The sequence below is a fragment of the Bradyrhizobium sp. STM 3843 genome (assembly GCF_000239815.1).
Lineage (GTDB): Bacteria > Pseudomonadota > Alphaproteobacteria > Rhizobiales > Xanthobacteraceae > Bradyrhizobium.
Map to the genome: position 1 here is coordinate 48,581 of NZ_CAFK01000304.1, position 25,191 is coordinate 73,771.

General features: G+C 61.5%; 17 protein-coding genes. 4 read left to right on the forward strand and 13 right to left on the reverse strand.

Going from position 1 to position 25,191, the window contains the following annotated elements:
* Window positions 1-784 precede the first annotated feature (784 nt).
* From BRAS3843_RS32705 to BRAS3843_RS32725, 5 genes are read right to left on the reverse strand one after another with little or no spacing between them, the layout of a single operon-like run.
* Window positions 785-1,819, reverse strand: coding sequence for an oligopeptide/dipeptide ABC transporter ATP-binding protein (locus tag BRAS3843_RS32705; protein ID WP_008973505.1), 1,035 nt, complete (start codon window positions 1,817-1,819; stop codon window positions 785-787).
* Complete coding sequence (locus BRAS3843_RS32710; protein ID WP_008973506.1) at window positions 1,812-2,792, reverse strand: ABC transporter ATP-binding protein; 981 nt, start codon at window positions 2,790-2,792, stop codon at window positions 1,812-1,814. Before BRAS3843_RS32710 ends, BRAS3843_RS32705 begins: the two co-directional genes overlap by 8 nt.
* Window positions 2,789-3,610, reverse strand: coding sequence for an ABC transporter permease (locus BRAS3843_RS32715; RefSeq protein WP_008973507.1), 822 nt, complete (start codon window positions 3,608-3,610; stop codon window positions 2,789-2,791). The genes BRAS3843_RS32710 and BRAS3843_RS32715 overlap by 4 nt, the downstream gene beginning before the upstream one ends.
* Complete coding sequence (locus BRAS3843_RS32720) at window positions 3,607-4,530, reverse strand: ABC transporter permease (protein WP_008973508.1); 924 nt, start codon at window positions 4,528-4,530, stop codon at window positions 3,607-3,609. Before BRAS3843_RS32720 ends, BRAS3843_RS32715 begins: the two co-directional genes overlap by 4 nt.
* Window positions 4,531-4,590: 60 nt before the next feature.
* Entirely contained in the window at window positions 4,591-6,180 is a 1,590-nt protein-coding gene (locus tag BRAS3843_RS32725) for an ABC transporter substrate-binding protein (RefSeq protein WP_085967060.1), read from the reverse strand.
* 971 nt (window positions 6,181-7,151) lie between these two features.
* On the opposite strand from BRAS3843_RS32725, the gene BRAS3843_RS32730 reads away from it, so the two are divergent.
* Window positions 7,152-9,413: a tetratricopeptide repeat protein gene (locus BRAS3843_RS32730; RefSeq protein WP_175361175.1), complete on the forward strand. Its 2,262-nt coding sequence runs from the start codon at window positions 7,152-7,154 to the stop codon at window positions 9,411-9,413.
* A 38-nt stretch (window positions 9,414-9,451) separates the two neighbouring features.
* Here BRAS3843_RS32730 and BRAS3843_RS32735 read toward each other — a convergent pair whose 3' ends face one another.
* From BRAS3843_RS32735 to BRAS3843_RS32745, 3 genes are all read right to left on the reverse strand, one after another.
* Window positions 9,452-10,777 carry a lytic murein transglycosylase gene (locus tag BRAS3843_RS32735; protein ID WP_008973511.1) on the reverse strand — a complete coding sequence of 442 codons (1,326 nt, stop codon included), beginning with the start codon at window positions 10,775-10,777 and terminating at the stop codon, window positions 9,452-9,454.
* Window positions 10,778-10,913: 136 nt separating this feature from the next.
* Window positions 10,914-12,554, reverse strand: a complete 1,641-nt coding sequence (gene pgm, locus BRAS3843_RS32740; RefSeq protein WP_008973513.1) for a phosphoglucomutase (alpha-D-glucose-1,6-bisphosphate-dependent) — start codon at window positions 12,552-12,554, stop codon at window positions 10,914-10,916.
* 325 nt (window positions 12,555-12,879) lie between these two features.
* Window positions 12,880-13,368 carry a hypothetical protein gene (locus BRAS3843_RS32745; protein WP_008973514.1) on the reverse strand — a complete coding sequence of 163 codons (489 nt, stop codon included), beginning with the start codon at window positions 13,366-13,368 and terminating at the stop codon, window positions 12,880-12,882.
* A gap of 786 nt (window positions 13,369-14,154) precedes the next feature.
* On the opposite strand from BRAS3843_RS32745, the gene BRAS3843_RS42405 reads away from it, so the two are divergent.
* Window positions 14,155-14,538, forward strand: a complete 384-nt coding sequence (locus tag BRAS3843_RS42405; protein WP_008973515.1) for a hypothetical protein — start codon at window positions 14,155-14,157, stop codon at window positions 14,536-14,538.
* A gap of 6 nt (window positions 14,539-14,544) precedes the next feature.
* Here the strand turns inward: BRAS3843_RS42405 and BRAS3843_RS32755 are convergent, their stop codons facing one another.
* From BRAS3843_RS32755 to BRAS3843_RS32775, 5 genes are all read right to left on the reverse strand, one after another.
* The gene (locus BRAS3843_RS32755) at window positions 14,545-15,102 is read right to left on the reverse strand and encodes a hypothetical protein (RefSeq protein WP_008973516.1); all 558 of its coding nucleotides are present in this window, start codon (window positions 15,100-15,102) and stop codon (window positions 14,545-14,547) included.
* A gap of 14 nt (window positions 15,103-15,116) precedes the next feature.
* Window positions 15,117-16,292 (reverse strand): zinc-dependent alcohol dehydrogenase, encoded by a 1,176-nt coding sequence (locus BRAS3843_RS32760; RefSeq protein WP_008973517.1) that lies wholly within the window; start codon window positions 16,290-16,292, stop codon window positions 15,117-15,119.
* 205 nt (window positions 16,293-16,497) lie between these two features.
* On the reverse strand, window positions 16,498-16,929 hold the full coding sequence (locus BRAS3843_RS32765; protein WP_008973518.1) for a hypothetical protein: 432 nt from the start codon (window positions 16,927-16,929) through the stop codon (window positions 16,498-16,500).
* A 308-nt stretch (window positions 16,930-17,237) separates the two neighbouring features.
* Window positions 17,238-19,370 (reverse strand): glucans biosynthesis glucosyltransferase MdoH, encoded by a 2,133-nt coding sequence (gene mdoH, locus BRAS3843_RS32770; protein WP_008973519.1) that lies wholly within the window; start codon window positions 19,368-19,370, stop codon window positions 17,238-17,240.
* Window positions 19,358-20,863: a glucan biosynthesis protein G gene (locus tag BRAS3843_RS32775; protein WP_175361176.1), complete on the reverse strand. Its 1,506-nt coding sequence runs from the start codon at window positions 20,861-20,863 to the stop codon at window positions 19,358-19,360. Before BRAS3843_RS32775 ends, mdoH begins: the two co-directional genes overlap by 13 nt.
* Window positions 20,864-21,307: 444 nt before the next feature.
* Between BRAS3843_RS32775 and BRAS3843_RS32780 the strand changes: the two genes are divergently transcribed.
* The gene (locus tag BRAS3843_RS32780; RefSeq protein WP_008973521.1) at window positions 21,308-23,953 is read left to right on the forward strand and encodes a GTPase domain-containing protein; all 2,646 of its coding nucleotides are present in this window, start codon (window positions 21,308-21,310) and stop codon (window positions 23,951-23,953) included.
* A gap of 169 nt (window positions 23,954-24,122) precedes the next feature.
* Window positions 24,123-24,908 (forward strand): hypothetical protein, encoded by a 786-nt coding sequence (locus BRAS3843_RS40030; protein ID WP_244425533.1) that lies wholly within the window; start codon window positions 24,123-24,125, stop codon window positions 24,906-24,908.
* Window positions 24,909-25,191: the final 283 nt, after the last annotated feature.

A 25,191-nucleotide genomic window follows, 5' to 3' on the forward strand; every position in this document is an offset into this window, starting at 1 on the left:
ATTTGTGCACTGGAGCGTGCATAATTTTTTTATTAGTAACGCGAGCTTAGTTGCGAGTGTCTCCAGCGACCGTAACAAAATGGCAACAACCAAGAGCAATCTGAGATCACGCGCCTCCGACTGAATCTTTGTGCCCCTCTGCAAGCCACAGGTGAACCTCGCTGGACGGCACATGCCTCCGGGGGAGATGCGGATTGATGGTACCTGCGAACACGATCAGTCCGTCGTCGAGCTTGGAGCGCGCAAAGATCTTGGCCTCGTCTTCGGAAGCGAATGTTCTGGTTTCGCGGGGACTTCGCCTTGGGGCACGCAGACTGCGCGGACGGCTCTCAAACGTGACGTACCAGGTAGGTGTCATCTCGCATGGACTCCGAACGCGTCTTTCCAACCCAACGTCGAGGTGGGCTCAGTCCTACGGTCCGTCGTCAGTCGACATGCCACGACCACGCGTCGTATTGCGTCAGCCTGAGCCGGCCGCCGGACGTCCAATTACCGCTACTGCTTGAGAAACAACCGTCCCGGACTGCCACACGGCGGGCGAGACGTTGAGTGTGAGGCCTGCGAAAAGGCGAATGCGACCGTCGCAGCACTCTTCAATTGGAAACTGCTTCTGGTCACGCGAGTCGCCCCTCTATGGATGAGTCCCTCACATGCAAGCTGGTCGGGTTCGACGGCCGACCATTGATCTGGATCAATCCGAAACGACGAGCTTCAGTTGCTAATTCGAGTTCCCGGCTATCGAGCAGGCAAGTTGGGCAGGGCAGTAGCAGACGTGCCCGCCGTTCTAGGGATGTCCACTTGCGGTCAGGGCCAACGCCGTCTGATCGGTGATCTCGTCAGCCCGCCAGCATCGGACCATGTGTCCGTCGGGACGCATTTCAAGCGGTGGGCCGGGCTCGCGATGACACACGGCTTCGGCGTAACGACAGCGCGGGCCGAAGGCACATCCATTCGGCGGACTTAAGGGATTGGGAAGCTCGCCCTTCGTCGTTGCAAGCGGTGCGTGGTGTAGTGGATCGGGAATGGCGGCGATCAGGCTTCGCGTATACGGGTGCGCGGGCCGCTCGAAGATTTCGCGCCAGTCGCCCGTCTCCACAATGCGGCCGAGATACATGACGGCGACCCTGTCGCTCATGTGCTCGACCACGCCGAGGTCGTGGCTGATCATGATGTAGGAGAGGCCGAGGGTTTCCTTCAATTCCAGCAGCAGGTTGATGATCTGGGCTCGGATCGAGACATCGAGCGCCGAGACCGGTTCGTCGCAGATGACGATTCTGGGATTGAGGATCAGCGCACGCGCAATGCCGATACGCTGGCGCTGGCCACCCGAGAATTCATGCGGATAGCGGTCGGCCTGTTCGGGCCGCAGGCCCACATGCCGCAACATCGTCGCAACGCGGTCTTCGATCTCGCTGGCGGCGGTCACGCCATGTACCCGCAACGGATCCTCAAGCGTGTGACGAACGGTCTGGCGTGGATTGAGCGAGGCGTAGGGATCCTGAAACACCATTTGCACGATGCGGGCCAACGTCTTCCGATTGCCCGCTCGCCGGCCTGTCACGACCTGTCCGTCCACCACGATGCGGCCGCGCGTCGGGGTCAGCAGGCCAAGCATCGAAAGTGCGACCGTCGACTTGCCGGAGCCGGACTCGCCGACCAGGCCGAGGCATTCACCTCGCTTCAGCCCGAGATCGACACCGTCGACGGCACGCAACAGCCTTCCGCCGCGGCCCAGCAAGCCGCCCCCCACCGGAAAATGAACCGCGAGATCCTCGACGCTGAGAATGACGTCGTCCCGCCTCCCCAGGGGGTCATGCATGGTGATGACACCTGACCAAACCGCCGGCCTCCAGCAACGATGTCTCCGGCGCGGTGGCCCGGCAAATATCCGTCGCCTGCGCGCAACGCGGATTGAACCGGCACCCGTCGGGGAAACTCGTGATGGCCGGGACGACGCCCGCGATCTCCTTGAGGCGCGTCCGGCCAAGCGCAGCGCGACTGCCCAGCCTCGGCAACGAGGCAACCAGGCCCTGCGTATAGGGATGCGAGGGCGTCCGGAAGATATCGGCCGAGCCGCGCTCCTCGACAATGCGTCCTGCATACATGACCGCAACGCGGCGGCAGACATTGGCGACCAGGCCGAGATCGTGGCTGATCATCAGGATTGCCGTTCCTCGCTCGGCGCACAAAGTCCGCATCAGCTCGATGATCTCCGCCTGCACGGTGACGTCGAGCGCGGTCGTCGGCTCGTCGGCGATCAGAAGATCCGGACCGCATGCGAGTGCGATGGCGATCATCACGCGCTGGCGCATGCCGCCCGACAGCTGGTGCGGGTAATCCTTCACCCGTCGCTCGGGCGCGGGGACGCGGACTCGCGCCAGCGCCTCGACCGCCAGCTGGTTGGCCTCCCGCCAGCTCTTGCCCTTGTGCAGCACGAACATCTCGGCGATCTGGCGGCCAACTGGCGAGACCGGGTTCAGCGCCGTCATCGGCTCCTGAAAGATCATGGCGATGCGGTTGCCGCGCAATGCCCGTTGCGCGGTGGCTGGAAGTCTCTGGATCTCCCGCCCGTCAAATCGGATGACGCCGCCGCCGACCGACAGAGGCGGCCGCAACAGGCCTATCAAGGCGAGCGCCGTGATGCTCTTGCCGCAGCCGGATTCGCCGACAAGGCCGAACGTCTCGCCACGATCGATGCGGAACGAAACACCCTCCACCGCGGGAACCTGGCTCGATCCGTGGTTAAGATCGATGCGCAAGTCCTCGATGTCGATCAGCGGCGCGCCCGTCATGTCCGCCGGCTCCGCGATTGTGGATCGAGAATGTCGCGCAGGCCGTCGCCGAGCAGGTTGAGGCCGAGCACGGTCAGGAAGATGGCCAGCCCCGGAAAAACCGAGAGCCACGGCGCCGTCGTGATCTGGTCGCGGGCTTCCGACAACATGCTGCCCCAGCTTGGGTAGGGCGGACGGACGCCGAGGCCGAGAAATGAAAGCGAGGCTTCGGACAGCACCGCGCTGCCCATGCCGAGCGTGCCGATGACGATGATGGGCCCTAGCATGTTCGGCAGCAGCTGCGTGATCATGATGCGCAGATCGCCGTAGCCAAGCACGGTTGCAGCCTGCACATAGCCCTGGCTCTTGAGCGACAGCGCCGAGGCCCGTGCGATCCGGCAGGTGAAGGACCAGTTGGTCAGCCCGAGTGCGATGAGCAGGCTCGTCAGGCCGGGTCCGAGCACCGCCATGATGGCGAGCGCGAAGATCAGCGAGGGGATCGCCAGCATGAGATTGGTGAGCCCGTTGACGACATCGTCCCACCAGCCGCCCCAATAGCCGGCGCTCAGGCCCAGTCCCACGCCGATGACGCTGTTGATGAGCTGCGAGACGATGCCGACCGTCAGCGAGACGCGCGCGCCATACACGACGCGCGAATAGATGTCGCGGCCCTGGCCGTCGGTCCCGAACCACCATAGCCAGCTCGGGGCCTCCTCCGCATTCATCAGGTTCGCGTCCAGGACAGGATCGGTGTGCGCCAGCCAGGGCGCGAGCAGGCCGACGAAGATCGCAAGCGCGAACAGCGCGCCACCGATGATGAGATTGGCACGGAGCTTCATGCGTATCTGATCCTGGGATCGATCACGCCGTAGAGCAGGTCGATCAGCAAGTTGACCGCGAGAAAGAACAGCACCACGACGAGAATGGAGCCCTGGACGGCGGGAATGTCGCGCTGCAGGACGCTGTCGACGAGCAGCGAGCCGATGCCCGGCCACGAGAATAATTTCTCGACGACGACCGCCTGTCCCATCAATGCGCCGAATTGCAGGCCGGTCGTCGTGAGAATGAGGACGAGCGCGTTGCGCGTCACGTGCCACTTCACGACCCGGGTCTCGCTCATGCCCTTCGAGCGCGCCGTGCGGACAAAATCAGCGGTCATGATCTCGAGCACCGCGGCGCGGGTCGTCCGCGCCAGCAGCGCCATCGGCGAGACGCCAAGGGTCATTGCCGGGAGGATCAAATATTTGAGGCCGCCATCGCCATAACCGAAACTCGGCAGCCAGCCGAGTTTCAGCGCGAACAGGTACATCAACAGCAGTCCGAGCCAGAATTTGGCCATCGAGAGGCCCGACACCGCCACGACCATCGCGGCCGTGTCGACGATGCTGCCTGGCCGCAAGGCAGAGATGAAGCCGAGCGGCACACCGATGACGATCGCAAACGCCATGGCTGCAAATATCAGTTGCAGCGTCGGCCCGGTCCGCTTTGCGATCATGGTCGTGACCGGCTCGCGCGTTCGGAACGAGGTCCCGAAATCACCGGTCGCGAGATTGGCGATGTAGGAGCCGAACCGCACGTAGACGGGCTGGTCAAGCCCGAGCTGCGTCTTCATGCGCGCCTCGACCTGCGGATCGCCGTCGTCGCTCATGGTCGAGACGATACTGCCGGGAACGACGCTGAACAGCGCAAAGACCAGCAGCACGACAGCGAGCACGGTCGGAATAGTCTGTAGGATTCGACGGATCAAGAAGGAGAGCATCGACGTTTTTCTTCTCTCCTCACACCGTTTGTTGCGATGCAAGGAGCGCGAGAACGCGGGTCACTTCGCGGGCGAGGTCTCGTCGACCCAGAGGTCCTCGACGTTCTGATGGGTCAGCTCCGTCGGGTTCAACTGAATCCCCTTGAGCCACGGCTGCACGGCCATGACCGCCTTGTTGTAGTTGAAGAACCAGACCGGCGCCTCGTCATAGAGCAGGGCATTGGCCTGTTGCAGCAGCTGGCCGCGCTTTGCGGCGTCGTCAGTCTGCCCGGACTCGTCGATCAGCTTGTCGAACGCGGTGTTCTTGAAGTTCATGTAGTTGCAGGCCGATTGTGGCGTCGACGAGTGGAAGCATTTGAGCGCGGACTGAGGGTCCGGGCCGCTCTGTTGGGAATAGATAAAGGCCTGGTAATCGCCGGTGCGAATGACTTCCGCCAGTACCGCGGTCTCGACCTGCTTGACCTTCACCTTGATGCCCACTTTGTCCAGCATCGGGATGACGGCCGTGACGATCGGCAAGCCCCAGCTTTCATTCTGGCTGGTGGTCCACTCGAATTCAAAACCTGCGGGATAGCCGGCGTCGGCGAGCAGCTGCTTGGCCTTGGCGGGGTCGTAGGGGTAGGGCTTCATGGTCTTGTCGTAGAGAGGAGAGGTCAGCGGCAGCCAGCTGGTGGCGCGATAGGCCTTGCCCTTGACCAGTTTGTTGATGATCAGGTCCGTATCGATTGCATAGTTGATCGCCTGCCGGACGCGTTTGTCGGCGAACGGCTTGAATGCGGGATTCATCCCCATGTAGCGCGTGAAGACCTCGGCGACTTCGACGATGGTACCCTTGAGATCGGGGTCGGCCTGATAGGCGACATATTGCGCAGGCCCGAGCACCGAAGTGTCGATCTCCTTGTTGCGGAAGGCGATATCGCGTGCCGCGGCCTCGCCCATCACCGACACGATGATCTTGTCAGCGTAGGGCTTGCCCGGCTTGTAGAACCGGTCCCATCGCTCGAGGACGACGCGCGATCCCGGCACGTGCTCGACAAATCTGAATGGCCCAAGCCCGATCGGCTTCTGGAGGAAGCTCTCCTTGCCGCCTTCGTCGGCCGGATAGATCGACGTGAGCGCGGTGAAGAAGTAGAACCCCGGATCGACTTTCTCGGTCAGCTTCATTTCGAGCGTGAAGTCGTCGATCTTCTTCAGGCCCGAGATGTCCTTGGCTTGCCCTTTCTCGACCGCGGCCGCGCCCTCGATGATGCGGACAAAACGTGCGCCGGGATAGGCCTTGCTGCCGTCCATGATGCGTGTGTAGGACCAGATGATGTCGTCGGCCGTCATCTTCCGGCCGTTGTGGAAATAAGCGTCGTCGCGCAGCTTGAAGGTATGAACGAGACCGCCGTCCGAGACGGTGTCCTCCTTGGCCAGCTCCAGAACCGGCCTGCCTTCAGCGGAATTCCAGATGTAGAGCGACCGATGCAAGGCTTTGGCATAGATCTCGTCCTGGGCCCGCTGTGTCGTATGAATGTCCATGCTGGTGAAGCTTGAGCCATAGGGCGCCGTCATGCGAATGGTGCCGCCCTTGCGCGGTGTCTGGGCCTCCGCCGTGACGGAGAGCGCCAGTCCCAAACTGGCCACGATCGCGATCGTCTTGAGCATCATGTTTCCCCAACACTGCAGGAACATTCCGATCAGGAGTTGACCACTCGCAGCGTATCTGGCGCAAGGGGGACATCCTGAATTTGTTAAGCCAGCGCTCAGATACAAATGACCGTTGCCGGCGCTCGCCGCCGCAACGGGCTCATTGCCTCGTTGGTGATCGCTGGATGCTCATGGCTTGAGCGAGGGTTGGGATCTTGGGCGAAGGTTGCGTCCCGTCATCTCAGGACAGGACGCCTCGTTGCGCTATCGAGGCTGAAGTGTGCGCTTTATTTGTGGAGCCGTTGCAACAACGGCTCCATCTTGAAAGGTCTCGTCCGTATCGCCATTCCCGACGTTTGCGAAGTGGCCGGCAATCGTCGGCCGTTGCTATGGCCTGGGAGACCCATGGGCGAACGGCGCCTCAGTTTTGCGCCGGTTTGGTGTCTATCCGAGCAAGGGACAACCTGGGAGGGTTCTGGCGAGCCGACCACCAGGGACAGGCTTGGCGGTCAGCATAGCGCCACGGGGGCAGGATCATGGCCAATGACGACGTGACCAAATGGGGCGAAACCGCCGGTGTGCCGCTGTCGCCCGAGCAAGTCGCGAAAGTACTCGTCGACAACGGCGTCGCGCTCGGCCAATCAGGGCGGAGCGAGGAAGCGGTCGCGGTCTACGCGGATGTCGTGCAGCGGTTCGGCGCCGCGAACGGTCCCGTTCTACGCAAGCTCGTCGCGCAGGCGCTGTTCAATGAAGCCATCATGCTCGGCAATTTGGGCCGGACCGCGGACGAACTCGCCGTCTATGAGGATCTGATCGGACGCAGCCGCGACGCCAGCGACGTCATGTTGCGGGATTTGGTCACACGGGCGCTTTTCAACAAGGGCGTCAGGCTCGGCGAGTTGGAGAGAAACGACGAAGCGCTCGCGGCTTATGAAGGCGTGGTCGGGCGGCTGGGGACTGCAAACGAACTTCCCGCGCGCGAGCTGGTTGCGATGGCGTTGCTCAACGCCGCGGTCATGTTCCGCCGATTGGGGCAGACCGCACACGCGCTGGCGAGATACGACGACATCGTCGTGCGGTTGGGCACCGCAAGCGAATTGCCGCTGCGCGATCTGCTCGCGAGGGCGTTGGGCAGCAAGGCCGTGACTCTCGGCGAGGCAGGGCGGATTGACGAGGAGATCGCGGTTTATGAGATCATGGTCCGGCGCTTCGGGGCCGAGAGCGAACTCCCCTTGCGCCGTCAGGTGGCATGGGCGCTCGGCAACAAGGCGGCCAGGCTTTGCCAGACCGGGCGAACCGAGGACGAGATCGCGGCATGGGCGGAGATCGTTGAACGGTTTGCGATGGCGAGCGAACCCTTGTTGCGCGTTCCGGCGGCGGAGGCGCTGTTCAACACGGGGAATAAGCTCGGCCAGATCGGGCGGCCCGAGGAGGCAATTGCCGCCTACGATGAACTGCTCGCGCGGTTCGGCGGCCCTGGCGAACGTTACATGCGCGAACAGGTCGCGAGGGCGCTCGTCAGTAAGGGAGGCATGCTTTCCCAGATCGGGCGGAGCGACGAAGCGCTCGCGGTCTATGACGAAGTGGTTGAGCGGTTCGGGACGGCAAGCGAACCGGCTCTGCGCGAACTGGTTGCGAATGCACGGCAGCACAAGTTGAGCAGGCTTCGCCAGCTCGGGCGCAGCGAGGACGAGATCGCGGTCTTCGACGATTTCATCGGGCATCTCGGGACAGAGAACGAACCGACGATGCGCCAGCGTGTGGCGACGGCGATGGTCCACAAGGGCGTTCGCCTTGCCGAGTTGGGGCGGGACGAGGAAGCGCTCGCGGCTTATGACGACGTGGTTGAGCGATTCGGAGCTGCCACTGAACCGGTACTCACGGAGCATGTGGCGTGGGCACTCTTCAACAAGGCTGTCAGGCTTGGCCAGTTGGAGCGGAGGGAGCACGCAATTGCAGTTTATGACGAGCTGATCGCGCGGTTCGAGACCTCCAGCCAACCGGCGTTGCGTGAGCGGGTCGCGAAGTCGCTTTACAACAAGGGAGTCGGCCTCGGCGAATTAGGACGCAGCACCGAAGCGGTCGCGGTCCATGATCAGGTGATCGGTCGGTTCGGAACAGCCGCCGAGGCCATCTTGCGCGAACATGTTGCGAAGGCGCTCGTTCATAAAGGCCTGCGGCTCGGCCAGCTTGGGCGGCTCGACGAAGAACTCGCGGTCTATGACGAACTGGTCGCGCGGTTTGGAACGGCGAGCGAACGGGTGTTGCGTGAGCAGCTCGCCAAGGCCCTCGTCAATAAGAGCATCAGGCTTGGCCAGATCGGGCGCAAAGATGAACAGATGGCAGCCGATGAGGAAGTGCTTCGGCGGTTCGGGACCGCGAAGGAGCCGTTGTTGCGCGAGCAGGTGGGAATCGCACTCTACAACAAGGGAGTGAGGCTCGGTCAATTGGGAAGGAGCGAGCAGGCGATTGCGATCTATGACGAAGTCGTCGCGCGTTTTGGAGCTGCGAGCGAGCCTGTCTTGCGTGAGCAGGTGGCGAAGTCGCTCGGCAACAAGGCGGCCAGATTGGCCAAGATGGGACGGAACGACGAAGCGATCGCGGTCTATGACGAAGTCATCGCACGTTTCGGAGCTGCAAGCGAACCGGCGTTGCGGGAGCACCTGGCGAAGGCGCTGGTCAACAAGAGCGTCAAGCTCAGCGAAATGGGACAAAATGGCGAAACGATCGCCATTTATGACGAAGTGATCGCACGCTATGGGACCGCCAGCGAACCGGCGATGCGCGTGCGGGTAGCCAAGGCGTTGGTCAGCAAGGGCATCAGGCTTGGCGAAATGGGCCGTAACGAGGAAGAAATCGTCGCTTATGACGAGGTAGTCGTTCGGTTCGGGACCGCGGCGGAACCGGCGGTCTGTGAGCAGGTAGGGTGGGCGTTATCCAACAAGGCTATTAGGCTTGCCCAGAAGGCCAGGGCCGAGGAAGCGATCGCGGTTTATGACGACCTCATCGGCCGGTTCAGCACTGCAAGCGAACCGGTGATCCGTGAGCAGGTGGCGAAGGCGATGGTCCATAAGGCCGTCAGGCTCGGTGAATTGGGACGGGGTATGCAGGAGATCGCGGTCTATGACGATGTGATCGCGCGGTACGGCGCCGCCAAAGAACCGGCGCTGCGCGAGCAGGCGGCGAAGGCGCTTCACAACAAGGCTGTCGCGCTTCGGCAAAGGGCAGGTAGCGCTGCCGGAATCAGTCCGTGACTGCGTGATCTCGCGCGTTTGTGAGCGTATGCCCTCGTCTAGCGTGTGGCCGTGGCCGCAGGTGCGGCCTGCGCCCGTGGCGTGCCGCGCATGCGGGCCAGGAGCTCCGCGGTCGGCCAGGAATCGGCCGGCAGACCGAACTTCAGCTGCATCTCCTTGATGGCGGTGCGGCTCTGCTGTCCGAGCACGCCGTCGACCTTGCCGACGTCGTAGCCGGCACGGGTCAGGAGCTGCTGCAATTCCTTGATCTCGTTGAACGGCAGTTGCGCGACCGCGCCTGCGGGCCGGCGCATCGGCGGTGCACCGGCGATGCGGGTGGCGAGATAGGCCGCCGTCGTCGAGTAGATCAGCGAGTTGTTCCACTCGGTGTAGGCGCCGAAATTGGCATAGGCCAGGAACGCCGGGCCGTTGCGTCCCATCGGCAGCAGCACTGAGGCTTCGAGCGGGTCATTGGGCAGCGGCCGTCCATCCGGATAGGTGACGCCGAGGCCATTCCATTTGCTGCGCGGCGCCTTGACGGTGAGATCGGCCTGCTCGAAGGGGAAGCTTTGCGGCACTCTGATCTCCTCGAGCCAGGGCTCGCCGCGCCGCCATTTCAGCCCGGTCGCGATGTAGTTCGCGGTCGAGCCGATCACGTCAGGCGCGCTGTGCAACAGGTTGCGCCGGCCGTCGCCGTCATAGTCCACGGCGTAGGTGACGTAATGCGTCGGCAGGAATTGCGTCTGGCCGAGCTCGCCGGCCCAGGAGCCGAGCATCTCGGAGGGCGCGAGATCGCCGCGGTCGATCACCTTCAGCGCGGCGATGGTCTCGTTCTGGAAGCGCTCCGAGCGGCGGCAGTCATAGGCGAGCGACACCAGCGACGGCAGCACCGGCAGGTTGCCCATATTGGCGCCGAAGTCGCTCTCCAGGCCCCAGAACGCGGCGATGACGGCCGGCGGCACGCCATACTCCTTCTCAGCGCGGGCAAACGCAGCCGCATAGGTGCGGATATGCTGCTGGCCGTTCTGCATCCGGTAGTTCGCGGCCATGCGGCCGGCGAACTCGGTGAAGATCTGGCCGAACACGCGCTGGCCGCGGTCGCGGTTGACGATGCCCTGGTCGTAGGTGAGGTAAGGGGACGCTTCCGCGATGGCCCGCTGCGACACGCCCTCGGCGACCGCGCGCTGCTTCAGCTCGGCAAGGAATTGGGCAAAGCTCTGGCCGTTGTGGCAGGCCGCCGTGCGCGCCGGCGGGGTCCGGACCGGCCGCGGTGCGACGGTCCCATCCGGAGCCGGAGCGAATTGTGCCGATGCGGCCGATCCGAAAGCGATCCAGGTTGCGATGATGGTGAACGTGGTTCGCAGGCTGCAGAAACGGCTTCGCATTCACTCTCACCCGGCGGCGGTTAATCCTTGTGAGACAAGGAATATCCGACCCGCGGGGAAAGGGAAAGGCGAGGGGGGCGAATAGCGAACAGGGAGCAGCGAATGGGGAAGAGAAATCCTTTCGCCACTCGCCTCTTCACGCCACCTTGGCCAGCGCCGCCTGCGCCTCCTCCTGGATGCGCTTCAGATGGGCCGCGTCACGAAAACTCTCGGCATAGAGCTTGTTGACGTCCTCGGTGCCCGAGGGGCGCGCGGCGAACCAGCCGTAATCGGTCTCGACCTTGATGCCGCCGAAGGACTGGCCGTTGCCCGGTGCCTTGGTGTGCACCATGCGCACGGGATCGCCAGCGAGCTCCTTCAGGTTCAGTTTCTCCGGCGTCAGCGCCTTCAGCGCGGCCTTCTGCGGCGGCGCGGCCGGCACGTCGATGCGCTCATAGACGGGGGCGCCGAGCTCAGCCGTCAGTTCCTGATAGAGCTCGCTCGGATCGCGGCCGCGCTTGGCCATGATCTCGGCGGCGAGAAGCCCTAGAATAATGCCGTCCTTGTCGGTGGTCCACACCGTGCCGTCGCGCTTTAAGAACGAGGCGCCGGCGCTTTCCTCGCCGGCGAAGCCGAACGATCCCGAGCCCAGACCCTCCACGAACCATTTGAAGCCCACCGGGGTCTCGACCAGCTTGCGATTGAGCTTGCGTGCGACGCGGTCGATGATCGAGGAAGAGACGATGGTCTTGCCGATCGCGGCATCCGCGCGCCAGTCCGGCCGGTGCGCAAACAGATAGGCGATCGCGGTTGCCAGATAATGGTTCGGGTTCATCAGCCCGCCAGAGCGGGTGACGATGCCGTGCCGGTCGGCGTCGGTGTCGTTGGCGAAGGCGACGTCGAACCTGTCGCGCATGCCGATCAGGCTCGCCATCGCGTAGGGCGACGAGCAGTCCATCCGGATCTTGCCGTCCCAATCGACCGTCATGAAGCGGAAGGTCGGATCGACGCGATCGTTCACGATCTCGGCGTTGATCCCATAGCGCGCAATGATCGGGTCCCAGAAATGCACCGCGGCGCCGCCCAGCGGATCGATGCCGATCTTGACGCCGGCGGACTTGATCGCGGCGAGATCGACGACGTGGGCAAGGTCTTCGATATAGGGCGTGACGTAGTCGTGCAGATGCACCGAGCCCTGCTTGCGGGCCTGTGCATAGGTGATCCGCGAAACCCCGGCGAGCTCGTTGGCGAGGTAGACATTGGCCTGCCGCTCGATCTCGCCGGTGGCATCGGTATCGGCCGGGCCGCCATGCGGCGGATTATATTTGTAGCCGCCGTCCTCGGGCGGATTGTGTGACGGCGTGATGACCACGCCATCAGCGAGATGCGCGGTGCGTCCCTTGTTGTACGAGATGATCGCATGCGAGACCACCGGGGTCGGCGTGTAGCCGCCGTCCTTGTCGATCATGACGTCGACGCCATTGGCGGCGAACACCTCCAGCGCGCTCGCCAGCGCCGGCTCGGCGAGCGCATGGGTATCGATGCCGATGAAGAGGGGACCGTCCAGGCCCTGCTGGCGGCGGTAGTCGCAGATCGCCTGCGTGGTGGCGAGGATGTGATTCTCGTTGAAGCCGGTCTTCAGGGACGAGCCGCGGTGGCCCGAGGTGCCGAAGGCGACGCGCTGGGTTGGCTCGGCGGGATCTGGCTTGAGCGCATAATAGGCCGTGATCAGCCTCGGGATGTTGGCAAGCGCAGCTGGAGCGGCGGGCTTGCCGGCGGCAGGGTCAATCTTGGCCATGAGACGTCCTTCGCGACTTAGAAAACATCTGCTGCAGCATATCGTTCCGCTGCCGCTGGCGCACGCCAGCGAATGGGACCTCCCGGCCATTGAGGGAGCCGGGAGCGCCCACCATGGCTGGCCCGCGAAGGACGATCAATGGCGAAAGTGCACCTCCATGCGGGCCTGGTCCCGACTGCGCGGGAGCATGATCCGGAAAAGTGCGAAGCGGTTTTGCGAAAAAGATCATGCTCACTCAAAACCTAGAGCGCGATGGTGATTCGACCCAACCCCATCGCGCTCTGGTCCTCGACCATCGACGCCGCGCCGAATACGCCGCCAATATTCAATCGGTAAATTCGAGAATGAAGTGGCCGAGGCCGGCCGACTTGGCGGTGAATGTCACCTGCTTGCCGGCATAGGCAGCAAGCGCGCCAGCCGCAAATTTGATGACGGCCTTGCCGGCCCCCTCGCTCCCGACCGGCTGACCATCCTTCATGATGAGGGTCGCGCCGCCCTCCGCCATTTGTGTCACCGCAAAGCCGCCAGCGATCCGATGGACGCCACCTGCGAATTGATAGACAGCTTTAGGACCGTCCCACTCGGCGACATTGGTCGCGGTGTAGACCGCGCCCTTCATTGCGCCTTCGACTGCCAGGCAGGAAAATTGCGTGACCGCCAGATTGTGTCCGCTTCGGTCGCCAATGGGTTCGGGGATCGAGGGGCCAATCACGTTGCATTCGTAGTGCGCCAGCAGACCTGCCTGTGCGCTCTCATTTGCTGCGATCAGGCCGAGCGCTGAGCCGATCACAACCACCATCATGCGCTTGCTCATGGGTCTCCTCCGTGTGCGGTGAACCGGCGTCGGCCGTTGCAGTTGCGACATTCTTGCCGCTGCCGACCGGCATGCTTCATTCACGCCCGAAATGGACAGCGCCTGCGCCTCGCACTCTTTGATTTAAGTCAGTGCGCTGACTGTCTCTCGAGGGCTGCGGGCGCTGGGCCAGCAACAGGAAAATCATGCCGGCCCGCGGGGCGATGAGAGCGCATTAACCACGCCACTGGACGGCGCGGGCGCATAAGCCCGGATTTAACGCTTGGCAGAAGAGATTGGAGCCCGCGCAAACGGGATCGGGTGCGTCAACAATTTGGGGGCAATACTTTGAGAGCGCTTGTCATCGGCGCCCTGGCGTTGACAGTTGCCGGGTGCAGTCATTCGGCGCCACAGCAATCTGCTGCGCCATGCGTCACTCTGAACGGTACGGCCTGTACGCCTGAGCCGGCTGTTGCCCCGCGCAAGGACGTGGAGGGTCCGCAGCGTCGGTCCGCCACAGTCCATCACGTCCGGTCGGCTCGCCGCCACGTCGCTCGGCACCGGCACCGCTCCGTAGCAGCCGGCCAGATCAGCCGCACGGCCGATCACGCCAGGCCGCAGGCGGACGCCGTCCAGCCGCCATCCACCCGGGCCGCCACATCGGTTCCCCCCGCGGCGTCACCGCCGCCAGCGCCGCCACCTCCACCACAGCCGCCGCAGGCTGCACAGTCCATCCCGCCGCGACCGGCCGATCGCGCTGAAACATCTCCAGCGGGCAGCGCCAATCCAACCAAGATTCAGGAGCAGGTGGCGGTCGCGACCGCGCTTGCCGAGCGCATGACCGCGATCGCGTCGGCAACGGTCCCGCCGCAAGCCGGAGAGAAGCCGAAAGCACGTCTGGTCGCGGTTGTGATGGCAGGACCGAACGTCAAGTCGATTTCGGAGTTGCGCGGCAAAGTGGTCGCGATTGACGATCGCAATGTGGCCTCGAATGGACGGATCACGGCGGCGATCGCCGCGGCTGGCGCGCCGGAGGTGCTTGTGCTGGAAGGCCAGTCAACCGCCATCAGCCGGCTGATCAGCGGCGAAGTCGCCGCCGCCGTCGTCGCGCTGGTATCGCCGGAGGCTGCGGAGGCATTTCCGAAGATCGCGGGCCTGACGTTGTTTCAGGTGCCGCTAGCCGCACAGTAACCGCAATCAGAATGGTGCGGGCTCGCGTTGGCCTATGCCCGCACTCGCCGGCTGCGGCAATGCAGCTCCTTTGACGGCCTGAAGGCCCTTGGGGAAGCCGCTGCGGCTGCTGTAGTCGCGTTTGCGCCCGCGCTTCGGGTCGTGCTGCTTGCCGACATCCTGCGCCGCAATGTAGTCGAGCGCGGTGATGCCGCCGACCATGATCATCGCCACCAGCACATTGCCGGCGCGGCGATTGCTGAAGCGCAGCTCCGAGGCCAGGGTCGCCATGTCGAGCCCGTCACCGGCCACGCGGCTCCACATCCCGGCCTTCTTGTCGACCGAGAGCGACATGACCCCGGCAAGCAGTTCGCGTACGCCATAGGCGCGGATCAGGCCTTCACGCCCTTCCATGCCGAGCGTGCGGGTGACGCGATGCGGCGCGAACAGCTCGAGCGAGCCAAGCGCGATGCTGAACCAGCCGAGATTGCGCGCCAGCCGGTCGGCCGAGGTCAGCGAGCTCGGGCCGCTAGAGACAACTTTCGGGTCTCCCTTGGAGCGGACGTAGTTGGACAGATAGAACATGTCGTTGGATTCCCTTACGGCTTCAGCACGACTTTGACGCAGCTGTCCTGCTTGTCGCGAAAGACGCGGTACATCTCGGGTCCGCGCTCGAGCGGCATGGTGTGCGTGATCACGAAAGACGGATCGATCTGGCCGTCCTCGATCCGCTGCAGGAGATCGTCGGTCCAGCGGTTGACGTGAGTCTGGCCGGTCCGGATCGTCAGCCCTTTGTTCATCAGCATGCCCATTGGGATCTTGTCCGAGAAGCCGCCATAGACGCCGGGGATCGAGATGATGCCGCCGGGACGGCAGACATAGATGGCCTCGCGCAGCGCATGCGGCCGGTCGTTCTCCATCATGAACATCTGCTTGGCGCGATCGAGCACGCTGTCCGGTTGCGCGACGCTGACATGGCTTTCGAAGCCGACGGCGTCGATGCATTTTTCTGGGCCCTTGCTGTCGGTCAGCTCGTTCAGCCGCCCGACCACGCTTTCCTTTTCGAAGTTGATGGTGATGGCGCCCGCCGCCTCGGCCATCGAGAGCCGCTCGGGGAGACGGTCGATGGCGATGACCTGCTTGGCACCGAGCAGGATGGCGCTGCGGATCGCCATCTGGCCTACGGGCCCGCAGCCCCACACGGCAACGGTATCATCCGGTTCGATGTCGCATTGCACGGCGGCCTGCCAGCCGGTCGGCAGGATGTCGCTGAGAAACAGCGCCTGTTCGTCGGACAGGCTGTCCGGCACCTTGATGTGGGTCTTGTCCGCGAACGGGACCCGCAGATATTCGGCCTGGCCGCCCGGATAGCCGCCGGTCAGATGGGTGTAGCCGAACAGGCCTGCAGTGGTATGGCCGAACACCTTTTCGGCGATCTTCTTGTTGCGGTTGGTGGTCTCGCAGACGGAGAAATTGCCGCGCCGGCACTGCTCGCATTCGCCGCAGATGATGGTGAAGGGCACCACGATGCGGTCGCCCTTCTTCAGCTTGCCGTTCACACCGGAGCCGACCTCGACCACCTCGCCCATGGTCTCGTGGCCCATGATGTCGCCGGGCATCATGGCGGGGATGTAGTTGTGGAACAGATGCAGGTCGGAGCCGCAGATCGCGCAACTCGTCACCTTGATGATCGCATCCCGCTCATGCTCGATCTCGGGATCGGTGACCGTGTCGCAGCGGATGTCCTCCTTGCCGTGCCAGACCAACGCCTTCATGCAAACCTCCGCGCGAACCAACCTGCGAGGCAAGTCGGTGCGGAGCGGAAGGTTGCAAATGGCCACGGGTTTTTGCCCGCCGGCTGCGCCGGCCGGCCGGGGAACTAGCGGTTAAGGCAGCGGATTATTGACGCCGAACACGAACTACTTGCAACAGCGCGTCGCGGGCACTCGCTTCTTGCGCCGACGAACGAGGGAGGCGGGCCTAAGCAGCCTTCTTTGCAGCCTTCTGGGCGGCGTCCTTCTTCGCGGCTTTCTTGGCGCCCTTGCTGGTCTCTTTGCCGGGCTTGGCGGCGGCTGGAGCCTGTGGCTTCTCGGCCTTTTTCTCGGGGGCCTTTTTCTCGGCTGTCTTTTTCTCAGCTACTTTGGGCAGCTCGGCGGCCGCGGCCTGGCGCATCGCGCGGGCATAGCTGTCGGCGGCGTTGTCGGCCGAGAGCAGCAGCCGGCGCGCCGCGGCATTGGCCTGCTCGATGACCTCCCGCGCCAGCATCTTGTAGCGTTCCTTGGCGTCCTTGTCCTTGGCCTTGACGGCCATGCCGGTGAAGCGGTCGCGCCGCTTTTTCGCAGCCGCCAGGATGGTCTTGTTCTGCTGTTTGGCCAGTTGCCGGATCACGGCATCAAGGTCGGCATCCGCCATGGTTGTCCTCAATCGTCCCCAAGAATCGTCAAGAATCGTCGCGAAAAGGGTTTGTCTCGAATCAGCCTCATCAAGGGGCCGAAAACGCGCGCGACTATGCAGTTGCGAGCCGCGCTTTGCAATCGGGGCGGAGGTATAGCGAGGTGTAGCGAGCCTTGGTCCTACTGCGTCACAAGCGCCGTCATTCCGGGGCAGCCCGTCAGGGCTGAACCCGGAATCTCGAGATTCCGGGTTCGATGCTGTCGCATCGCCCCGGAATGACGCTGGGAGGTCGATGCCTCCAAGCTTTATGACGCGGTAAGATTAGGTCAAATATCCGCAGCTTGCAGCGTCATGAGCCGCTCAAGCGTCGCGGGATCGTTGAGCACGGCGAGCGTCTCACGGCGGGAGAGAAAACCGATCGCCTGCTCGAAGCCGTCAGCATCCGCAATCCTCGCCCTTGCGGTTGCCAGGTCGACGTCGATCGCGCCCGGCTTGCGCGGGCGGGGCGGGGGCTGGGCCTGCAGATGATGCCGGAAAAGCTCGGCGTTCTGCCGCAGCTCGACCAGCGCAGCCCCGCGCCGGAGCGGCGGCGCTTCCGCAAGCTCTCTCGCACGGATCAGCACCGGCGAAGGAGCGCGATCCTCCGGCGTCGTGAACAGGCGTGCGCCATTGCTGCGGCTTGATGTGATGAAGCCGATCGGAATCGCCAGGACCAGGCCGGCGATCACGGGGGACATCCAGGCCAGCAGCGGCAGGGAGACCGCATAGGCGCTTGCGGCCATGGCCACTCCGCAGGCGGTCGGCAGGGCGAACTTGCGATAGATCTCTTGACGCGTCACGCCGCCGTCGCTGCGGCGCTGCACCTGCCAGCCGGCGTCGCGGCCCAGCAGGATCTCGATCACGGCGACCGACTGGAAGATCATCATCGACGGCGCGATCAGGGCTGCCAGGAATGTTTCGGTCAGAACTGCAGTGCACAGGCGCAAGCCGCCGCCAAAACCGCGGCGCTGCGTGCGCGTGAACAGCGTCGCGATGCAGGCGAGCAGCTTGGGGATCAGGAGCAGGCCGATCGTCGCGGCAAAGACCTGTGCGGCGAGCACGGGATCCTGGGCCGGCCAGGTCGGAAACAGCGCAAAATCCTTCGGAAAATATTCCGGCCTGACGAAGTTGGCCTGCAGCGAGATCAGGATGCCGAGCACGAGGAAGGCGAGCCACAGTGGCGCCGTGACATAGGCGCCGATCCCGGTCAGCAGATGCAGCCGAGACACCCAATGCAGGCCGCGTGCGGGCAGCACGGCGAGATGCTGCAGATTGCCTTGGCACCAGCGCCGGTCGCGCGCGGCATAGTCGAGCAGCGATGGCGGCACCTCCTCGAAGCTGCCGCCGAGATCGACCGTCATGTAGATGCCCCAGCCGGCGCGGCGCATCAACGCGGCCTCGATGAAATCGTGGCTCAGGATATGGCCGCCGAACGGCTTGCGTCCCGGCAATTCCGGTAAGCCCGCATCCTGCGCGAAGGCGGCGACGCGAATGATCGCGTTGTGGCCCCAATAATTCCCTTCCGAGCCGTACCACCAGGCATTGCCGGCTGCGATCACCGGCCCATAGAGCCGTCCTGCGAATTGCTGCAGGCGGGCGAACAGGCTCTTGGCGTTGACGATCACGGGAAGGGTCTGGATCAGCGCCGCCTGCGGTGCATGCTCCATGGCGTGAACCAGCCGCACAACGGTGGCGCCGCTCATCAGGCTGTCGGCATCGAGGATGATCATGTAGTCATAGGCCGCGCCAAAGCGACGGACCCAGTCGGCGATGTTGCCGGACTTGCGGGCGATGTTGTCGGTACGATGCCGATAGAACAGGCGGACGTCACCGGAGGTGCGGCGGAGCGCAAGGAATGCTGCCTCCTCGCCGATCCAGATATCGGGATCGGTGCTGTCGCTGAGCAGGAACCAGTCGAAGCGCTCGGCCTGTCCAGTCTCTGCCACCGACTCGAGCATAGCGCGCAGCCGGACCATCACGGCGTCCGGGTCCTCGTTGTAGGTCGGCAGCAGCATCGCCGTGCGACCGGAAACGAGGGGCAGGGGACCATCGATGTCGATCGCAATCGTGTCGCGCCGCCGCGCAAATATGACACAGAAGCCGGCCAGCGCCGAAACGAAGGCGAAGGCAATCCAGGCGAGAAGCACGGAGAACAGCACGAGCACCATGCCCTCCAGCACGGTGACCCCGCCGACCTCGACCACCTCATACATCCTGTAACAGCCGGCCGCGGTCAGGGCCGCAGTGCCGGCCAGGATCAGGCCGCGACGGAGCGCGACACGTTTTCCGCTGCCGGCGTCTTGCTTGCCGCGCGCAGCCTGATGCAACGCGACCGGCTCCATCGCCAGCGGCGCCTCGGTGGGCAGGAAGCCCGCGATATCACAGCTTTGGCGCGGCTGCGCTGCGGTCACGGTGTCCATCGGTAGATCCAGATCTCCGAGACGGGCTTGTCGTTGGCCACCAGTTCCGCCCTGAGCTCCACGGGTGCGTCGTTGACGGCGCACTGGAAGCTCAGCCGCCAGCCTCCCGTTTCCGGATTCGGCTGCGCGACGACGTTGGTCACCTCGGCTTTCTCGGCGCTGACCACGCCCTTCACGGTGTTCGGGTCGAGGTCCTTCAAGGCGTCGCCTTCGAGTTCGAGCACGAACAGCCTGCCCTCGCCGCGGGCGGCGACGCCGGTGCGCGTGAAGCGCGCCAGCGTATGCGTTTTCGGGGCATCCGGACCCCAGTGCAGGCGGTAGGTCATGTTGTGCTCGCCCTTGGCCGGGAGCGGCGTCTTCGGCCGCCAAAACGCGGCAATGTTGTCGTGGATCTCCTGCTTGGTCGGAATCTCGAACAGCATGACCGCGCCTTCGCCCCAATCGCCGATCGGCTCGACCCAGAGGCTCGGTCGTCGTTCGAAGCGCGACTCCAGGTCCTGGTAGGCGAAGAACTTCTTTTCCCGCTGCATCAGCCCGAAACCACGCGGGTTGAGATCGTTGAACACGCTGACCTGCAGGTCGCGCGGATTGCTGAGGGGACGCCAGAGCTGCTCGCCCTTGCCGTTGAACATCGCAAGCCCGTCGGAATCGTGCACTGCAGGCCGGAAATCGTCCGTATCGCTGCGGTCGTTCGGGCCGAAGAAGAACATGCTGGTCATCGGCGCGAGCCCGGGATGGGCGATCTCGACGCGCGGATAGATCGAGGCCTCGACATCGAACACGGTGGTATCGCCCGGCCGGATCGTGAAGCGGTACGAACCGGTGGCGCTCTTGCTATCAAGCAACGCGTGCACGACCATTGCCGTGGCTCCGGCCGCCGGCTTCTCGAGCCAGAATGTCTTGAAGACGGGGAACTCCTCGCCTTTCGCTTCCCCGGTATCGATCGCCAATCCGCGGGCCGAAAGCCCGTAGATCTCGCCTTTCGCGACGGCGCGGAAATAGCTCGCGCCGAGGAAGACGCAGACCTCGTCGTAGTAGTCCGGCCGGTTGATGGGGGCATGAATGCGGAAGCCGGCAAAACCGAGATCGGCCGCCGGCAGAGGTGGGACCTGTGGCCCGAACGAGAAGTCGTCATGACGATAGGCCACCGGCGCGGCCTGTCCGTTCGATACTTCGTAGATGTCGACTCGGTCCTTGTACATGAAGCCGCGGTGGAAGAACTGCACCTGGAACGGCAGCTTCTCATCGCGCCATAGCGCATGCTCCGGCAGGAAGCGGATCGAGCGGAAGGCGTCGTAGTCGAGCTTGGCCAGCGCGTCCGGCAGATGATCGTCCGGGGCGGCGAACGGCTTGGTGGCCAGATTGCGCGCGAGATCGCGCACCTGGGAGGCATTGAATGGCTGGCCCGACGCAGCGGCCGCGGATGCGCTGCGGAGCAGCGATGTGGTGATCGGGATCGCAGCCGCAGACTGCACGAACTGACGGCGGTTCACAGGACTCTCGCTTTGCTATGCGGAACGGCAAAGCAACCGTTCTGGAAACGCTGGGTTCCCTGGGGAATCGCGGACTCCCAACAAATGCGGCGACCCGATGCGATTTGCCGCAGGCTCTGCGCCAGTCCGCGTTGCGTCCAAAAACCAATTTTTCTCGATCTTTCAATTGAATCACCCCTGTCCAGATGTAAGATGAGAAATATTTCTGTTTCGCTTTTTCAGAAATTTTGTTTCTCTCTGGTCATCCTGCCCCCGGTCAAGAGAGGCCTGCGTTAGAGCTCGGAGTAAGCCGCAACGCCATTCTCGGAAGTGAGCGTGGAATGTAAGCGATGATTTGATCCGCCGACCACATAAAGATGATCGTTTTCACTTGTGACTACTTTTGGTAGAACGTTTTTGTGCCCATAAACTATTTTTCCTATTGTTTGACTTGGGGGGACGCACGTGCATCAAAAACGAGATGAGTACGAAATTGATGTTCAAGCTTCTAAAATATTGGCAGGGCTCAGAGATTTGGGAGATTTATTAGAAGAACCTGAAACTGGCGAGGCGCTAGATCTGGCAAAGAATGCACGCACCACCGAACAATACAACATCCTAAGGCGCTTGCGACAAAGCCTAACACAGTACTTAGAACGGGATGGTGATCTCTTTTACGTTGGGCTTGTGGGCCATTTTTCGTCGGGCAAATCGAGCACCATAAATTCCATTCTTAACATCTGGGGCTCAGAGCGAGAGCGGGAAACGGATCTAAATCCTACTGACACGACCATTACGCTGATCACCAATGAGGGAAACGCGAAATCGCTCTTGGGTGTCATTAGGGAAGGCCATGTTACTATTCGCCACGAGTCGGTCGACAATGATTTGCTGCAGAAAATTGTTATCGCTGATACTCCGGGTAGCGGCGATACTCAATTTGTTGAAGAAGTGGCTCGTGATTTTCTTCCTATCTGTGACGTGATCTTGTTTTTCTTTTCGGCGACAAGTCCACTTGATAAGACCGATCTACCGCTTCTCACCGAGATACATAAAAAATTGCGATTCATTCCAATCCGCTTTGTTGTAACGAGAGCGGACGAATTTCGGATTGACGCGTCAAGACCAGTAGCGGTCAAAAACATCGATACGACGCGACGCGACCGCTTCTTAGGTGACGTTCTAACGCGGCTGAACAAACTGTTGGAGCCAACGGTCTATACAGAAGAGCATTTCATTTTGATCGACAACAAGGCCGGATACAATATCGACGAACTTGTTGAATTGATTCGAACCAAGTGCGATCCGGGCAATCCCAATGCGAGAATTGTGATGCATGGGCACAAGATTCACTATTTCCAATCTGCTGCAAAAGAACTTAAAGCGTTTTTTGGAAATTTCATAGATGACAAGTTGCGCGAACTAAACAAGATTGTGAGTACCGCAGAACAGAACATACAGCTCTATAACAAGAATGTTCTGATATCGAACAATAACCTAACCAAAAACTGGCACGAGCAGTTCGGTTCAATTCGCGCAACTCGTGAGCGTGCGCAGAAAAGTCTGCGTCCCGTCACTCTGTTGGCCTCAAACATCGACGCGTTTGAGGCCGTATTGTCGCGACAGGCGGCTATTGGAAAAGCTCTCTCCGACCATGCGCACTTCATGGCCCGCCAACTGGCTCTTAGGGTCAAGTTGGAAGTGGCCAGAAATCTACGAAGTCGGATTGAACAACTGCAATTATGGGAATTTAGTTCACTAGCTCCGCGGTCCGAAACAGTTGCATCCAATTTGGTGGGCGTGGATCCCAATATTCTTCTTCCCCTCGTTCCCGCAGGTATAGGCGGGGATTGGGCTTCGCTAAGAGATGCCAAAGTACAGGGATTGCGAGATGCTGCAACCGACTTACGAAGATTGACGGATGATTTGCAAGCGCTGATAGATGAACGGATTCCGATTCGAGAATGCGAGACTGAGGTAAACAATGCTCAGAAGTCGCTGACACTCGATCTAGAGCAGTTCTTCACTAATGCCCAATTGTATAGGGACGGCGTTTTTTCCCATACGACTAAGGAGTCGATTTCAGCGCTTGGAATCGGCGCTCGTCTCGATGCTCTGGAATCTGAATTTACGCAGGGAGATACTGCGGCCTTCGTCAATCAAACTATGCAAACTCTTTTTCCAGAGTTCAATGAAATTTCAGCTAGGGCACTTACGAGTTTTGCTGCAATAGAAAAGGACCTTCGGCCGCTCGTGAGCAATCTCAACGAGTTGAGGATTCCATCCCCGGCAACTGGTACCCGCGACATTGGCCAGGATGTCGAGGCCGTGGAATCGGAGTTGCAAGATGCAATCGGAAGTCAGCTCAGAGACGATGTTCAACACCTGGGCGGTCGTTTAGACATTCAAATATCGAGCGCTGTTGCCGAAGCAGGTCGCCAATATGACGCTGATATTCGCAATGCTAGGCGTAGGCGTAGGTGGAAGTACGTTTTGGCAATTGCCGGACCCGCAGCATTGGTAGCTATTATCTATCTGTTTTACGTATATATAAATCGCGACGTACCGCAGGATATTGCCAATGCGATCATTTGGAACTTGGCCGCTGCGGGAATTGGTTCGATTGTAGCGTCAGGTGTAACAAAGTGGAGCGATGACTTTCCGAAGACCAGCCAACGAATCGTGGAAGATGCAAGGTCAATCCTGAAAGGGAAAATTCTGGCGATAGTTGATGAGGCATTGCAGTCGCATGAGTTTTCAGCGCTAGCCGAGTCGAGGCTTTCCGCAATGTTTTCGGAGGCTTACGCAAGAATTATCAACAATGATCCGGATGGGTGGAATCAAACGGCCGCGGAGCGCATTGATTCACTCGGGCGTCATGAAGTTGAGTATTGCCGGCTACGAACTGAATACGAGACGACTATGGAGGAACTCTTCGAGAAGACGTCATCTTACTTCAGTGATGCTAGCAAAAATCTCGACAGATTGAATGAGGTGGCTGCGAATGTGAAAAAGAGGGCGATCGAGCCGTCGTTTGAATTGCTTGCTGCAACACGATCTTCTCTTGAGGATGTTAGAAATCAAATTCACGCAGTTCAATTCCACGAATGAACTTGCGATCGCGGGCAATCCGGTCAGCTATGTAGCAAGTAAAGCCGACCGCGGCCGATCGTCCAGCGCGGCAAGCCGCGTATGGTGCGCTGTGCACTGTGCCTGATAACCTGTTTGATTATTCAAACACAAACACAGACGATCAACGGTTACGGGCAGGATCGCGAGGATGCGGGGCTGTATCACGCATTTTCATGCTTTTGAGCTAAGGTGGTCAATGAATGAAATCTTGGACGGTCGTGATGTAATCCGTAGGGAAATGAGCGTGCGCGATATTGCTCAATATATTGAGCGTACTGCACGTTGGGTAGCGCCGGAGACCTTCGAGCTCTTGCCGCTGTGGTTTCCGGAATATGCTCGTCGAAGTCCATTTTTCAAGTGTAATTGGTCAGAGCCGCAGTCCAATACCAATCGGCGCACGGGCGTATCAATACACAAATTAGAAAGCAACAGATACGCGAGTCGAGCACTGATGCTTGCTCTCGGTGTCAGTAAGCGACCGTCAAATTGGTCCTGCTGCCATATTTGGAGCGTTGATGATCCAACGTTTCAGCTTTCTAATGAAATTGTAGTCGATCGCCGATATTATTCCTGTGTGGGAAATATGCTTCTTCTTCCTACGCCCTTAAAGGCGTTTACTGATTCGATGCCCGAGATCAAGACCATGCTGAGGATTTGCGCGCGGAATTTGTACAACTGGCATTGTGATCACGATAGTCTCCTCGCCGCAAATGCCGCCCTTACTATTTGGGAAGATTGGACCGCGTACCCGGAGAGTTGGCCCCGTTTCCCAGGGGAGAAGCGCCCGCGCGGCATCGTTCCGCGTAGCTCGGCGATAGAGAGATGCGCCAAGAGTCGTCTGAATCAGATTCGAAAAGATCTTGCAACCGCAGGAGAATTCTATCCTCGTGAAGAGGTGAGATCTGCTTTGGCCTATTGGGGCATTGAGGCTTAATGGCCTTGCTTGCGTCCAAAAACCAATTTTTATCGATCTTTCAATTGGATCACCCCTGTCCAGATGTAAGATGAGAAATATTTCTGTTTCGTGTTTTCAGAAATTGTGGTTCTCTCTGGTCATCCCGTCCCGATCAAGAGGGGCGCTTCGCGATCGTCACGAACGTTGGGGGCGGGATGCGGTGGGCGTGTCGGGCTGCAGCGTAACATTACGCGGACGAACAGCACGATGCGCACGGTCAAGCCGTGTGGTCCTGACATCCCGGTGCTGATGTCCGCGCAAC

Bases quoted from the DNA above. Each gene is read 5' to 3' on its own strand.
- BRAS3843_RS32715 (WP_008973507.1), bottom strand. From the start codon at position 3,610: ATGAAGCTCCGTGCCAATCTCATCATCGGTGGCGCGCTGTTCGCGCTT.
- BRAS3843_RS32755 (WP_008973516.1), bottom strand. From the start codon at position 15,102: ATGTTCTATCTGTCCAACTACGTCCGCTCCAAGGGAGACCCGAAAGTT.
- pgm (WP_008973513.1), bottom strand. From the start codon at position 12,554: ATGGCCAAGATTGACCCTGCCGCCGGCAAGCCCGCCGCTCCAGCTGCG.
- BRAS3843_RS32710 (WP_008973506.1), bottom strand. From the start codon at position 2,792: ATGACGGGCGCGCCGCTGATCGACATCGAGGACTTGCGCATCGATCTT.
- BRAS3843_RS32760 (WP_008973517.1), bottom strand. From the start codon at position 16,292: ATGAAGGCGTTGGTCTGGCACGGCAAGGAGGACATCCGCTGCGACACG.
- BRAS3843_RS32745 (WP_008973514.1), bottom strand. From the start codon at position 13,368: ATGAGCAAGCGCATGATGGTGGTTGTGATCGGCTCAGCGCTCGGCCTG.
- BRAS3843_RS32725 (WP_085967060.1), bottom strand. From the start codon at position 6,180: ATGATGCTCAAGACGATCGCGATCGTGGCCAGTTTGGGACTGGCGCTC.
- BRAS3843_RS32735 (WP_008973511.1), bottom strand. From the start codon at position 10,777: ATGCGAAGCCGTTTCTGCAGCCTGCGAACCACGTTCACCATCATCGCA.
- BRAS3843_RS32705 (WP_008973505.1), bottom strand. From the start codon at position 1,819: ATGCATGACCCCCTGGGGAGGCGGGACGACGTCATTCTCAGCGTCGAG.
- mdoH (WP_008973519.1), bottom strand. From the start codon at position 19,370: ATGGACACCGTGACCGCAGCGCAGCCGCGCCAAAGCTGTGATATCGCG.
- BRAS3843_RS32720 (WP_008973508.1), bottom strand. From the start codon at position 4,530: ATGCTCTCCTTCTTGATCCGTCGAATCCTACAGACTATTCCGACCGTG.
- BRAS3843_RS40030 (WP_244425533.1), top strand. From the start codon at position 24,123: ATGCGGGGCTGTATCACGCATTTTCATGCTTTTGAGCTAAGGTGGTCA.
- BRAS3843_RS32730 (WP_175361175.1), top strand. From the start codon at position 7,152: ATGGCGTTGCTCAACGCCGCGGTCATGTTCCGCCGATTGGGGCAGACC.
- BRAS3843_RS32765 (WP_008973518.1), bottom strand. From the start codon at position 16,929: ATGGCGGATGCCGACCTTGATGCCGTGATCCGGCAACTGGCCAAACAG.